The following is a 12,106-nucleotide window of genomic DNA, read 5'->3' on the forward strand; positions in this document are numbered from 1 at the left end:
CGCCCCCGCCCTGGGACGCCGCCTGGCCGCAGCGCGGGCCGCTGGCGTGGGTCGTGCGCCAGGACGCCAGGCCCGGCCGCCCGGCCGGCGGCGGGATGAACCACTGGGTGGCGCACGCCACGGCGGCGTGGAGCGCGACCTACCTGGAAAGCGGCGCCGACACGGTGCAGGCGTTGCTGCAGGACGCGCTGGCCGAGGCGCTGGACCGCCGCCCGCGTTGGGCCCATGCCGCCGTGCACCGCTGGCGCTATGCCCTGGCGCCGCGCAGCGACGGCGCACCCCAGCTCTGCTGGTGGGACCCGGCGCTGAGCCTGGGCGTGTGCGGCGACTTCCTCGGCGGTGCCGGCGTGGAAGGTGCCTGGCTCTCGGGCCGCGCCCTGGCGGCGGCCATCGTGCCGGGCGCCGTGGGCTGAGCCCTGGGCGCGCCTCCGGGTGCGCCCAGGGCCATGCCTTCGCGTTCTTCCAGGGACGCCGCTTGCCATGCGGTGAGTGAACGAAGACTTCCCAACGCTGCGTTGCGAATTGGAGTACCGCGATGAGCACGACGACCGACCTGCTGCCGCCCGATGGAACCCCGCAGGTGGCGCTGGTGACGGGGGCGCGCGGCGGCATCGGCCGCGCGGTGGTGGCGCAGTTGCGCGCGCAAGGACACCGCGTCGCGGCGGTGGGACGCGATGCCGACAGGCTGGCCGAAGTGCAGGCGCACGCCCACATTGCCGCGGACACGACCACGCCCGAAGGAGCCGCCGCGGCGGTGGCCGAGTGCTGGAGCACGCTGGGCGGCGCGCCCACGCTGCTGGCGCATTGCGTGGGCAGCACGCTCATCGCCCCGCTGCACCGCAGCGAACCGCCGCAACTGCGCGAGCTGCTGCGCGTGAACCTGGAAAGCGCACTGTTCATGCTGCAGGCCTGGATCGAACCGCTGCGCGGCGCGGGGCGGCCGGGCGCGGCGGTGCTGGTGTCCAGCGTGGTGGCGCGCGTGGGCGTGGCCAACCACGAGGCCATCGCCGCGGCCAAGGGCGGCGTGGAGGCGCTGGTGCGCGGCGCCGCCGCCACCTACGCGTCGCTGGGGCTGCGCATCAACGCCGTGGCGCCGGGCATGACGGCCACGCCGCTCACCGCCGGGATGCTCGGCGCGCCGGCGCTGCGCGAGGGCGCGGCGCGGCAGGCGCCGCTGGGCGGCGTGCAGAGTGCCGAGGAGGTGGCCGAGGCCATCTGCTGGCTGCTGTCCTCGCGCGCGGCCCGCGTCACGGGACAGGTGCTGCCGGTGGACGGCGGCTTCACGGCGGTGCGGCCGGTGGTGAAGTGAGCCCGGTTCGTCCCGAGCGGAATTCGCTTGAAGGACGGGTCGGCATGCCCCCCCAGGGTGGCGGCCCATGCCCCCGACAATGCCTCGCACCGTGCATGCGCCGGTCCGGGCGCGGCGATCATGCGCCGGGGCTTCCGCCTCGGATGCCCCTTCCGCCCGGCCCACGGCCGCCTCACCGCCCCTTCAGGATCCCCCGATGCTGCTCACCCTGCGCCTGACCCGCCACTTCCGTCTTGCCGCCTGTGCCCTGGCCGCCGCGCTGCTTGCCGCCTGCGGCGGCGGTGGCGACGGAGACGGCGGCCCGGCCCGGCCGCCCGTGGAGCCGCAGCCCGTCAACCAGGACGTGCCGGCGGCCGACTACCCCGACTCGGCCCGGCTGACCCTGTACCAGCAACTCAACACCGTGCGGCTGGGCGCCGGCGCCGGTGCGGCGCGGCAGAACGTGCGGCTGGACCGGGCAGCGGCGAATCACCTGGATTACCTGCGCATCAACGGCGTGTCGGCCGGCCATGGCGAGCAGCCTGGGCTGCAGGGCTTCACCGGCAGTACGCCCGGCGCGCGCGTCACCGCGGCCGGCTACGCCTGGAGCTTCGTCAGCGAGGACCTGGCCTGGGGCTCCGCCTTCACGCCGATGCAGTGCCTGGACCTGCTGCTGTCCAGCGTCTACCACCTGGCGAGCCTGCTGGCCGAGCAGGTGGACATGGGCGTGGCCTTCGGCCTGGCGGGCGGCGTCAACGGCTGCGTCTTCAATTTCGGCGTGCCCCGGGGCGGCGCGCCGCAGCGGCCCGCGTCCAGCGTGGTGAAGGCCTACCCTTACCCCGGCCAGCGCGGCGTGGCCACCACCTTCGTGCCCGCCACCGAGTCGCCCAACCCCATGCCCGACGTGGGCGGCCGCGGCGTGGGGCAGCCGGTGTTCGTCTCCATGCGCGCGCAAGGCGCCAGCGACGGCGCGGGCTACACGGTGAGCGCCTTCACGCTGCGCGACGCTACGGGCGCGGCGGTGGCGTCGCGGCTGATCGCCGACAGCGCCACGACGGGCCCGGACGTGACGGCCGACCCGGTCGAGCCCGGGCTGCGCCCCGGCGAGGTGTTCCTGGTGCCGCTGTCGCCGCTGGCCGCGGGCAGCACCTACACGGCGAGCTTCTCCGGCAGCAACGGCAGCGTGCCGTACACGGCGACGTGGCAGTTCACGACGCGGTGAGCGGCGGCGCCGGCGGCGGCCGGGTTCACGCCTCCACTGCCTGCCGGTGTTCCAGGAACTCCTGTGCCGCCTCGCGCCCCAGCGCGTCGAGCTCGGACAGGAACAGCGGGCCGCGCAGCAGCTTGGTGGCGTAGTCCAGCACCTGCGTGTGCACACGCGGGGTCCGGTACTTGACCTCGCGCCAGTCGCCTTCGGGCGCGCCCGGGTGCTCCGGCACGTCGGACCAGCCGTCCAGCGAGATGCCCCAGAGCTGCACCTTCTTGTAGCGGTCGCGCCCCGCGGCGGAGAGCGCGCCGCTGTCGTGCATGGCGTTGATGCGGCGGATGAAGCGCTTCTCCTGCTCCAGCGACAGGTTGCCGGCCAGCTCGTTGCGGCGGTCGGCGATCTCGGTGGCGCGCGTGGGCGGCTCGATGGCGATGCGCCCCGCCCCGTTGCGCCGCGCCACGGGGTTGATGCGCACGATCCAGATCTCGTCGGGTTTGACCTCGCGCTCCCTGAAGCCCAGGAAGTCGCTGATGGGCGGGTTCTGCGACAGCAGCCCGTCCCAGTAGTAGGCCGAGGCGGGCTCGGCGCTGTCCCCGGGCGCCGTGCCCTGGGCGTGGCGCGCGGCCTTCATGGGCGTGGCGATGCCCACCGAGGGAAAGAGGTCCGGCAGCGCGGTGGAGGCCACCACCTGGTCCAGCAGCGGCGGGTGGGCGGGCGTGCCGATGAAGGGCTCGAACACGCCCTGGTTGACGTTGGCCGCGCCGATGAGCAGCACGGGGAAGTTCGGGGGCGCCTTGTGCAGCGACTTCAGCCGCGCGCGGTGCAGGCCGCCCTCGGCCTCGGCCAGCGGCTGCAGGAAGGAAAGGTCGCCGGCGGCCTCCGCGATCTGCGCGCGCATGTGGGCCTGGATGGCGCGCGTGGCGGCGCTGGGCGTGGAGGCGGAGGCCAGTGCGGGCACGGCGCTTTCCATGCTGGCCATGCCGACCACCGCGAGGTTGGTGAGCAGGTCGTAAGGGAAGCGGCCGAAAAGCTGCGCGGCGTTGTTCTTCCAGAAGCGCTCCACCGCCAGCGGCTCGTCCTCGGCGAAGCGATGGCCCTGGCGGATGCGCAGCAGGTCCAGCCAGGCGAGGTAGGCGCTGACGGCGCCGCCGGAGGTGCCGCTCAGGCCCACGACCTCGTGGCCATCGAGTACCAGGCGCTGTTGCGCATCGACGTGCACCCGGCGCAGCAGCGCGGCGAGCACGCCGCCGGTGAACGCGCAGTGCGAGCCTCCGCCCTGGCAGGCGATGGCGATTTTTTTCATGGGGTCCTCCTTCCACGACTTCCCGGACCGCGGGCCGGCAGCGGTCCCGCACCGGATGTCCCATCCGGCGGGACGGATTCTCGGCCGGGGTGCCGGCCCGGCAGGTGGGCAAGGGTCAAGGCGCGCCTGGGAAGGGACTCAGGGCGTGAAATCTGCACTCGCTGTTGTCGTAGAGCCAGGCCCACGCCGGCGCGCGCACGCCGTAGAGGGCCCACATGTCCGGATTGGTGAAGCCGAGCTTGCGGCCCACGGGGCGCTCGCCACGCGCCAGGCGCGCCGCGTGCGCCAGGGCGGCGACGGCATAGGCGTCGTCCAGGTCAAAACCGGGGATGCGGGCGCTGAAGGGCTCGACCTGGCGCACCTCAGGTTGGGCAGCCTGGATCTCGTCGGCGATGTCCTGGAACTGGAGGGAAGAAAGCATGTCGGCGCCTTTCGTTCGGGCCTTGGAGGGCGGGCCGCCGATTTGACCCGCACCACCATCCGCCGCGCAGGCACCCGCAGCGTGGCGGGGAAGACACAAAGGCCGTGAAATCCGCACCCCTCGCGGCCGATGGGTATGCCAAGGGAGGATTACCGAACGGGATGCTTTGAGTTAGGGTTAACCCTAGATGCCGGGATACGCTGCCGGAGCGCGCAACGGGCGTTGCGTGCCGCAGAGAGGGATCCCGCTCTCACAAGGAGTATTGCGACATGAGCGCCATCGTGACCCTGCCCACCGTCCGGACCCTGGGCACTGCCGTCGTCGTGGGCCTGGGAAGCGTCCTGAAGGCAGCCTGGAACCTGGTGCAGGCCCTGGACCACACCCATGTCCGCACCGAGATGCTGGAGATGGCCGGCCAGCTTCAGCACAGCGACCCGGCCAATGCCCGGCGGCTGCGGCGGGCGGCGTATGAGAACTGGATGAATTGAAGACGAAGGGCGCCAGAGGCGCCCCGGCCATTGGCCGTGGAAAACGCGATTTCGGGGCTCGACCTTTTCGGCCAGCTGCCCGGCGCCAAGTTCTACAAGCCGCCAGCGCTCGAAACGCAGCGCGAATTCCTCGCCGGCCAGGCCCAGGGAGCGGTTCTGGAATCCCAAGGACTGCAGCAGTGGCACCACCGTGGCGTCGCCGCCGGAAAACTCATCCGGCCTCAAGGCGCCCAACTCGGGAAACTGATAGCCGAAAGCCACGCCGACGATGGCCTTGGAATCGGCTTCGATGCCGGTTTTGGGGTCGATGACGAAATAGTCGCGGGCGGGTTTGAAACCGTATTCCTGCAGAAAATCTGCGCGACCGGCACCTACGAACTCATCCAGTGCATCCTGAATGGCGGCAGGGCTGGTGAGGCGTGAGAGATGGCGGCTCACAAATGAAAGGGGATGGAAGACACGAGGAAACGGCCCCTTTCGGGGCCGTCTTAGTCACATATCAAGCGTCGATATTCGCCGCCCTCAACGCATTGGTCTCGATGAAGTCGCGCCGCGGCTCGACCTCGTCGCCCATGAGCATCGTGAACACCCGGTCGGCCTCGATCGCGTCCTCGATCTGTACCTTCAGCAGCCGGCGCACGGCCGGGTCCATGGTGGTTTCCCAGAGCTGCTCGGGGTTCATCTCGCCCAGGCCCTTGTAGCGCTGGCGGCCGACGCTGTTCTCGGCCTGGCCCATCAGCCACGCCATCGCGGCGCGGAAGTCCGCCACCTTCTGCTCCTTGGCGCGATCGCCCTCCCCGCGCCGGGCCACCGCGTCCGGACCCAGCAGGCCCTTGAAGGTGATGCCGGCCTTGCTCAGCGCCTCGTAGTCGGCGCCGTGCACGAAGTCCTGCGTGATCACGCTGCTCTTGAGGTTGCCATGGTGCCGGCGGCTGATGCGCAGCTGGTGCTTGTCGGTGCGCTCGTCGAACTCGGCGGCCACCGCGGCGTCATGCAGCGCGGCCTTGAGCGCCGCGGCGCTGGCTTCCGCCGCGGCGGCGCTGTCCAGGTCCAGCGTCAGGCCGTCGGCGATGGCGCGTAGCGCCTCCACGTCCATCCAGTTCTGCAGGCGCTCGATGACGTTGTTGGCCTGCACGTAGGCGCGCGCCTTCTCCTCCAGGTCGGCACCGGTGATGGCCGCGCGGCCGTCGCCCGGGTCGATCGAGGCGCCGTCCAGCGCCACGCGCATCAGGTACACGTCCAGCTCGGCCGCGTCCTTGAGGTACTGCTCCTGCTTGCCGTGCTTGACCTTGTACAGCGGCGGCTGCGCGATGTAGATGTGTCCGCGCTCAACCAGATCGGGCATCTGCCGGTAGAAGAAGGTCAGCAGCAGCGTGCGGATGTGGGCGCCGTCCACGTCCGCGTCGGTCATGATGATGATGCGGTGGTAGCGCAGCTTGTCGGGGTTGAAGTCGTCCCCGCCCATGCCCTTGCCGATGCCCGTGCCCAGCGCCGTGATCAGCGTCAGGATCTCGTTGGAGCTCAGCAGCTTCTCGTAGCGCGCCTTCTCCACGTTCAGGATCTTGCCGCGCAGCGGCAGGATCGCCTGGAACTTGCGGTCACGCCCCTGCTTGGCCGAGCCGCCGGCGCTGTCGCCCTCCACGATGTAGATCTCGCACAGCGACGGGTCCTTCTCCTGGCAGTCGGCCAGCTTGCCGGGCAGCCCCAGGCCGTCGAGCACGCCCTTGCGGCGCGTCATCTCGCGCGCCTTGCGCGCGGCCTCGCGGGCCCGCGCGGCCTCGACGATCTTGCCGCACACGATCTTGGCGTCGTTGGGGTTCTCCAGCAGCCACTCGGCGAGCTTGGCCGCCACCACCTCTTCCACCGGGCCGCGCACCTCGGAGCTCACGAGCTTGTCCTTGGTCTGGCTGGAGAACTTGGGCTCGGGCACCTTGACGCTGACCACGCAGGCCAAACCCTCGCGCATGTCGTCGCCGGAGATTTCCACCTTGGCCTTCTTGGCCAGTTCGTTGTCCTCGATGTACTTGTTGATCACCCGCGTCATCGCCGCGCGCAACCCCGTGAGGTGCGTGCCGCCGTCGCGCTGCGGAATGTTGTTGGTGAAACAGAGCACCTGCTCGCTGAAGCCCTCGTTCCACTGCATCGCGACTTCCACGCCGATGGTGGTGTTCTGGTCGCTGACCTTCTCGCCGATGGCGTGGAACACGTTGGGGTGCAGCACCCGCTTGCCGGTGTTGATGAACTCCACGAAGCCGCGCACGCCACCGGCGTAGGCGAAGTCGTCTTCCTTGGCGTTGCGCTCATCGACGAGCTTGATCTTCACGCCGTTGTTCAGGAAGGACAGCTCGCGCAGCCGCTTGGCCAGCACGTCGTAATGAAAATCGACGTTGGTGAAGATCGTCTCGTCGGGCAGGAAGTGCACCTCGGTGCCGCGCTTCTCGGTCTCGCCGATGATCTTCATCGGGCTGATCTCGACGCCGTTGCGTTGCTCGATCACCCGGTCTTGCGGAATGCCGCGCTTGAACTCCAGGAAGTGCACCTTGCCGTCGCGGCGCACCGTCAGGCGCAGCGACTTGGACAGCGCGTTGACGCACGACACGCCCACGCCGTGCAGGCCGCCCGAGACCTTGTAGCTGTTCTGGTTGAACTTGCCGCCGGCGTGCAGCTCGGTCAGCGCGATCTCGGCGGCCGAGCGCTTGGGCTCGTGCTTGTCGTCCATCTTCACGCCGGTGGGAATGCCGCGGCCGTTGTCGATGACGGAGATGGAGTTGTCCGAGTGGATGGTGACGATGATGTCGTCGCAGTACCCGGCCAGCGCCTCGTCGATGGAGTTGTCCACGACTTCGAACACCAGATGGTGCAGGCCGGTCCCGTCGGAGGTGTCACCGATGTACATGCCGGGGCGCTTGCGCACCGCCTCCAGGCCTTCAAGGATCTGGATGCTGCCTTCGCCGTAGCCGCCGTCGCCCTGGATTTGAGGAGTGTTCTGGTCGCTCATGTGCTGTCTCGCAAGGCCCGCGGCGCGCGGCGCAGGGGCCCATAAAAATGCCGAAGCGGGCTCGCGGCCCGCTGTGTGTCTTGCCGTCAGATGCGCATCGGCATCACGACGTACTTGAAGTCGTCCCGTTCGGGCACCGTGATCAGCGCGCTGGCGTTGGCGTCCTGCAGCTCGACCTTGACCATGTCCTGGCCCATGTTGGCCAGCGCGTCCATCAGGTACGTGACGTTGAAGCCGATCTCGATGGCGTCGCCGTTGTAGTCGATCTCCAGCTCTTCCTTCGCTTCTTCCTGCTCGGCGTTGCTGGAGGCGATGCGCAGCAGCCCGGGCTCGATGTTGACGCGCACGCCCTTGAACTTGTCGCTGGTCATGATCGCGGCGCGCTGCAGGCTCGCCAGCAGTGGCGCGCGGCCCAGCGTGACGCTGTTGCGGTGGTTCTTGGGGATGACGCGGTTGTAGTCGGGGAACTTGCCCTCGACCAGCTTGGTGACGAACTCCATGCCCGAGAACGCGAACTTGGCCTGGTTGCCGGCAAAGCGCATCTCGATGGCGTCCTCCTCCTTGCCGTCCTTGAGCAGCCGCATCAGCTCCAGCACGGTCTTGCGCGGAAGAATCACCTCCTGCTTCGGGATCTCCGCCTCCAGCGTGGCCTGCGCCAGTGCCAGGCGGTGGCCGTCGGTGGCCACCAGCGTGAGCTTCTTGCCCTCGGCCACGAACAGGATGCCGTTGAGGTAGTAGCGGATGTCGTGCACCGCCATGGCGAAGTGCACCTGGTCGATCAGCCCGCGCAGCACCTTCTGCGGCACCGAGAAGGCCGGGCCGTAATCCGCTGCTTCCTGCACCAGCGGGAAGTCCTCGGCCGGCAGCGTCTGCAGCGTGAAGCGGCTCTTGCCACCCTGCAGCGTGAGCTTGCTCTGGTTGGCCGACAGCGACACGACCTGGTCGGCGGGCAGGGTGCGCAGGATGTCGATGAGCTTGCGCGCGCCCACGGTGGTGGCGAAGGCGCCCGCGTCGCCGCCGAGCTGCGCGTGGGTGCGGACCTGGATCTCCAGGTCGCTGGTGGTGAACTCGATGTCGTCGCCGTTCTTGCGCAGCAGCACGTTGGCGAGGATCGGCAGCGTGTGGCGGCGCTCGACGATGCCGGAGACCGCCTGCAGCGCCCCCAGCAGCTGTTCCTGGGGTGCCTTCAGAACAATCATGTCGTCCTCTTTGATTTAGGAAATCTGTCTATTTTCGCCCGGCGCGGAGGCCTTTCACCTGCTGGCAAGCAGCGATCCGCGAGCAGGCAAGGGCGCCGGGCCGTGAACGTCAAGCCGGGAGATGTCCCGGCGCGCCTCCGGGGCCGTCGCGCCCCCCAGGAGCACCAAAGGCCCGGACGTTAGTTGTCCAGGCCTTCGCAAATGGGGGCGAAACGGCCGTTCTCAACCGCGCTGCGTCAGCCCTTGAGCGTCTGCTCCAGCACGTGCAGTTGCTGGTTGAGCTCGGTGTTCTTTTGGCGCTCTCCGCCGATCTTGCGTACCGCGTGCAGCACGGTGGTGTGGTCGCGGCCGCCGAAGAGCTCGCCGATCTCCGGCAGGCTCTTCTGTGTCATCTCCTTGGCCAGGTACATGGCGATCTGGCGCGGGCGCGCGATGCTGGCCGGGCGCTTCTTGGAGTACATGTCGGCGACCTTGATCTTGTAGAAGTCGGCCACCGTCTTCTGGATGTTCTCCACGCCGATTTGGCGGTTCTGGATGGAGAGCAGGTCCTTGAGCGCCTCGCGCGCGAGGTTGATGTTGATTTCCTTCTGGCTGAAGCGCGAGTAGGCCAGCACCTTGCGCAGCGCGCCTTCGAGCTCGCGCACGTTGGCGCGCACGTTCTTGGCGATGAAGAAGGCCACGTCCTCGGGCATGGCGGTGCCTTCGGCGTCGGACTTCTTCATCAGGATTGCCACGCGCATCTCCAGCTCCGGCGGCTCGATGGCCACCGTCAGGCCGGCATCGAAGCGGCTGGTGAGGCGCTCGTCGATGTCCACCAGCCCTTTCGGGTAGGTGTCGCTGGTCATGATGATGTGCGCGCGCTTGGCCAGCAGCGCCTCGAAGGCGTTGAAGAACTCCTCCTGCGTGCGCTCCTTGCCGGCGAAGAACTGCACGTCGTCGATGAGCAGCAGGTCCAGCGAGTGGTACTTGGCCTTGAGCTCGTCGAAAGTCTTGCGCTGGTAGTTTTTCACCACATCCGTGATGAATTGCTCGGCGTGCAGATACAGGATGCGCGCCTCGGGGTTGTCCTTGAGCAGCGCGTTGCCCACGGCGTGGATCAGGTGCGTCTTGCCCAGGCCCACGCCGCCGTAGATGAACAGCGGGTTGTACATGTGCCCCGGCGCGCCCGCGACGTGCAGCGCGGCGGTGCGCGCCATCTGGTTGGCGCGGCCGGGCACGAGCGTGTCGAAGGTCAGGGCCGGGTTGAGCCGGTTCAGCGACTGCGCCGGCGCGGGTGCCGGGCGCACCGGCGGCGTCGCGAGGGCGGCCGGCGCGTGCGGCGTGCCGTTGAACAGATCGCCGGTGGGGGTGGTGCTGCTGCGCGGGACGGGGCGTTCGATGGGAGCGGCGGGGCGGGCCGCCAGCGTCAGCTCCAGACGCACCGTCTTGCCGGCCACGTCGGAGAGCACCTGCTCGATACGCGCTGCGTACTGCGAGCGGATCCAGTCGAGCTTGAAGCGGTTGGGCACCTTCAGGCTCACCACCGTGGCATCCCCCTCGTCGGCCACGTCGGCGGGCGGCAGGGGGCGGATCCAGGTGTTGAACTGCTGTTCGGGCAACTCGGCTGCCAGGCGTGCGCAGCCCTGTTGCCAGAGGTCGTTGCTCATTGTGGAAAACTCTTTCATGAGCGGCGGGATTGTACGGTCCCGCCGCGGGGCGAGGCGGTGGTTATCCACAGATTGAAGCCCGCCGTCAACAAGCTTGTTGCACGGCTTCATTGACCGCACGCGGTGCTTCTGCTGTAATCGCGGGTTTCCCGGATGCGCGAGTTTCGGGTGCGTCTTTGCGCCTACCCGAGCAGATCGATCCTTGCGCCGGGCTCCGCGCTGCAGAACTAACTCAGTTTCCTGCTCACGCTGCCAGCAGGTGGTGTACAGCGTGTGGGCGCGTGCGGCAGGGCAGGCGATCGCCTCGTGCGCCGTCGCGACGCGGCCGTCCGGCGCAGGAGCTCAAAGCGCCTGGCCGGGCCCGGGCAGCGACCCCCAGCCGGGCCCCTTCCCGAGAGAACTGCCGAGGATTTTCGTCATGAAACGCACCTATCAAGCTTCCAAGACCCGCCGCGCCCGTACCCATGGTTTCCTGGTGCGCATGAAGACCCGCGGCGGCCGTGCCGTGATCGCCTCCCGCCGCGCCAAGGGCCGCAAGCGCCTGGCCGTCTGAGCGCAGACACCCGCACGGTGATCGGCCGCCTCACGAGCGCGGCCGATTTCCAGCGCGTGCTGCAGACCCGGCAGCTGTCGCGCAGTCCGCTATTCGCGGCCCATCATCTGCGCCAGCGCCCCGGCCCTGCGGCGCAGTTGTCAACAGCCCCCGGCTCCGAGCCTGCGGCGCCTGTGGATGACCTGGTCTCCGGCTGGTGGCTGGGGTTGGTGGTGCCCAAGCGCCACGCCCGCCGTGCCGTCACACGCAGCCTGATCAAGCGCCAGATGCGAGAAGCCCTGCGGCGCCATCACCAGCACCTGCCTCCTGGGCAGTGGGTGCTGCGCCTGCGCGCGCCCATCGACACCCGGCAGTTTCCTTCCGCGGCCTCCGACGCGCTGCGCGCCGTCGTGCGCGCGGAGTTGGAGAAGCTGCTCGGCCGCATCACGCCCTGAGCGCGAGCCGCCGCGCCCGCTGATGACTTCTCCGCCATGGCCGCGCCGCTTCCATCCCCGACCGATGTCCCGGCCCCGCGCGGCTGGCGTGCCCTGCCGCAGCAGCTGCTCATCGGCGCGGTGCGCGGCTACCGGCTGCTGCTGAGCCCCTGGCTCGGCAGCGCCTGCCGCTTCGAACCCACCTGCTCGGCCTACGCATTGGAGGCGCTGCAGCGCCACGGTGCAGCGGCCGGCGCGTACCTGACCACCGCCCGGCTGCTGCGCTGCCATCCCTGGTGCGCTGGCGGCCACGACCCCGTGCCAGCGCAGCCGCCCCGCCTGTTCACTCGGCTGCTGCGCACACCGGCGACGGCGGATAAACCGTCGTCCGCTGATTCCCTTCCGACCCGGAACTCTCCATGACCGATATACGCCGCACCTTGCTGTGGGTGCTGTTCACGATGTCGCTCGTCCTCCTGTGGGACGCGTGGAACAAGCACAACGGCCAGCCCTCGTTTTTCGGCCCGCGTCCGACGGCCACGGCGCCGGCGGCGGCCGGCAGCGCACCGGCGGGCGTGCCCGCGCCGGCG

Annotated in this window: 12 protein-coding genes and 1 pseudogene; 8 read left to right on the top strand and 5 right to left on the bottom strand. The window is 69.5% G+C overall.

Translation table 11 applies throughout. The features are described 5' to 3' along the window. From Q0741_RS27060 to Q0741_RS27070, 3 genes and pseudogenes are all read left to right on the top strand, one after another. Window positions 1-413 (top strand): annotated as a pseudogene (locus Q0741_RS27060) (NAD/FAD-dependent oxidoreductase); the annotation flags it as partial. Window positions 414-535: 122 nt separating this feature from the next. Next, window positions 536-1,309: an SDR family oxidoreductase gene (locus tag Q0741_RS27065; protein WP_298236302.1), complete on the top strand. Its 774-nt coding sequence runs from the start codon at window positions 536-538 to the stop codon at window positions 1,307-1,309. A 196-nt stretch (window positions 1,310-1,505) separates the two neighbouring features. After that, window positions 1,506-2,510: a hypothetical protein gene (locus tag Q0741_RS27070; RefSeq protein ID WP_298236303.1), complete on the top strand. Its 1,005-nt coding sequence runs from the start codon at window positions 1,506-1,508 to the stop codon at window positions 2,508-2,510. 25 nt (window positions 2,511-2,535) lie between these two features. Here Q0741_RS27070 and Q0741_RS27075 read toward each other — a convergent pair whose 3' ends face one another. Beyond that, window positions 2,536-3,798, bottom strand: coding sequence for a patatin-like phospholipase family protein (locus Q0741_RS27075; RefSeq protein WP_298236304.1), 1,263 nt, complete (start codon window positions 3,796-3,798; stop codon window positions 2,536-2,538). 115 nt (window positions 3,799-3,913) lie between these two features. Further along, a complete protein-coding gene (locus tag Q0741_RS27080) occupies window positions 3,914-4,219 on the bottom strand; it encodes a hypothetical protein (protein ID WP_298236305.1) in 306 nt (101 codons plus the stop codon). Window positions 4,220-4,488: 269 nt separating this feature from the next. Here Q0741_RS27080 and Q0741_RS27085 point away from each other — a divergent pair, with 269 nt between their 5' ends. Continuing rightward, window positions 4,489-4,707, top strand: a complete 219-nt coding sequence (locus tag Q0741_RS27085; RefSeq protein ID WP_298236306.1) for a hypothetical protein — start codon at window positions 4,489-4,491, stop codon at window positions 4,705-4,707. A 36-nt stretch (window positions 4,708-4,743) separates the two neighbouring features. Then, window positions 4,744-5,130, top strand: coding sequence for a hypothetical protein (locus Q0741_RS27090; protein ID WP_298236307.1), 387 nt, complete (start codon window positions 4,744-4,746; stop codon window positions 5,128-5,130). Between the two features lie 76 nt (window positions 5,131-5,206). On the opposite strand, the gene gyrB is transcribed toward Q0741_RS27090, so the two are convergent. The 3 genes from gyrB to dnaA form a co-directional block, all read right to left on the bottom strand. Next, window positions 5,207-7,705, bottom strand: a complete 2,499-nt coding sequence (gene gyrB / locus Q0741_RS27095) for a DNA topoisomerase (ATP-hydrolyzing) subunit B (RefSeq protein ID WP_298236308.1) — start codon at window positions 7,703-7,705, stop codon at window positions 5,207-5,209. An 86-nt stretch (window positions 7,706-7,791) separates the two neighbouring features. After that, window positions 7,792-8,904 (bottom strand): DNA polymerase III subunit beta, encoded by a 1,113-nt coding sequence (dnaN, locus tag Q0741_RS27100; protein ID WP_298236309.1) that lies wholly within the window; start codon window positions 8,902-8,904, stop codon window positions 7,792-7,794. Window positions 8,905-9,140: 236 nt separating this feature from the next. After that, a complete protein-coding gene (dnaA, locus tag Q0741_RS27105; protein WP_298236310.1) occupies window positions 9,141-10,550 on the bottom strand; it encodes a chromosomal replication initiator protein DnaA in 1,410 nt (469 codons plus the stop codon). Window positions 10,551-10,968: 418 nt separating this feature from the next. Between dnaA and rpmH the strand changes: the two genes are divergently transcribed. The 3 genes from rpmH to yidD all read left to right on the top strand — a co-directional run bounded on the left by rpmH (window position 10,969) and on the right by yidD (window position 11,939). Then, window positions 10,969-11,103 carry a 50S ribosomal protein L34 gene (rpmH, locus tag Q0741_RS27110; RefSeq protein WP_029001618.1) on the top strand — a complete coding sequence of 45 codons (135 nt, stop codon included), beginning with the start codon at window positions 10,969-10,971 and terminating at the stop codon, window positions 11,101-11,103. Between the two features lie 17 nt (window positions 11,104-11,120). Beyond that, window positions 11,121-11,537 (top strand): ribonuclease P protein component, encoded by a 417-nt coding sequence (gene rnpA, locus Q0741_RS27115; protein ID WP_298236311.1) that lies wholly within the window; start codon window positions 11,121-11,123, stop codon window positions 11,535-11,537. Between the two features lie 93 nt (window positions 11,538-11,630). Then, on the top strand, window positions 11,631-11,939 hold the full coding sequence (yidD, locus tag Q0741_RS27120; RefSeq protein ID WP_298236312.1) for a membrane protein insertion efficiency factor YidD: 309 nt from the start codon (window positions 11,631-11,633) through the stop codon (window positions 11,937-11,939). Window positions 11,940-12,106: the final 167 nt, after the last annotated feature.

The sequence above is a fragment of the uncultured Azohydromonas sp. genome, assembly GCF_937926365.1.
Lineage (GTDB): Bacteria > Pseudomonadota > Gammaproteobacteria > Burkholderiales > Burkholderiaceae_C > Azohydromonas.

Bases quoted from the DNA above. Each gene is read 5' to 3' on its own strand.
- Q0741_RS27065 (WP_298236302.1), top strand. From the start codon at position 536: ATGAGCACGACGACCGACCTGCTGCCGCCCGATGGAACCCCGCAGGTG.
- Q0741_RS27070 (WP_298236303.1), top strand. From the start codon at position 1,506: ATGCTGCTCACCCTGCGCCTGACCCGCCACTTCCGTCTTGCCGCCTGT.
- Q0741_RS27075 (WP_298236304.1), bottom strand. From the start codon at position 3,798: ATGAAAAAAATCGCCATCGCCTGCCAGGGCGGAGGCTCGCACTGCGCG.
- Q0741_RS27080 (WP_298236305.1), bottom strand. From the start codon at position 4,219: ATGCTTTCTTCCCTCCAGTTCCAGGACATCGCCGACGAGATCCAGGCT.
- Q0741_RS27085 (WP_298236306.1), top strand. From the start codon at position 4,489: ATGAGCGCCATCGTGACCCTGCCCACCGTCCGGACCCTGGGCACTGCC.
- gyrB (WP_298236308.1), bottom strand. From the start codon at position 7,705: ATGAGCGACCAGAACACTCCTCAAATCCAGGGCGACGGCGGCTACGGC.
- dnaN (WP_298236309.1), bottom strand. From the start codon at position 8,904: ATGATTGTTCTGAAGGCACCCCAGGAACAGCTGCTGGGGGCGCTGCAG.
- dnaA (WP_298236310.1), bottom strand. From the start codon at position 10,550: ATGAGCAACGACCTCTGGCAACAGGGCTGCGCACGCCTGGCAGCCGAG.
- rpmH (WP_029001618.1), top strand. From the start codon at position 10,969: ATGAAACGCACCTATCAAGCTTCCAAGACCCGCCGCGCCCGTACCCAT.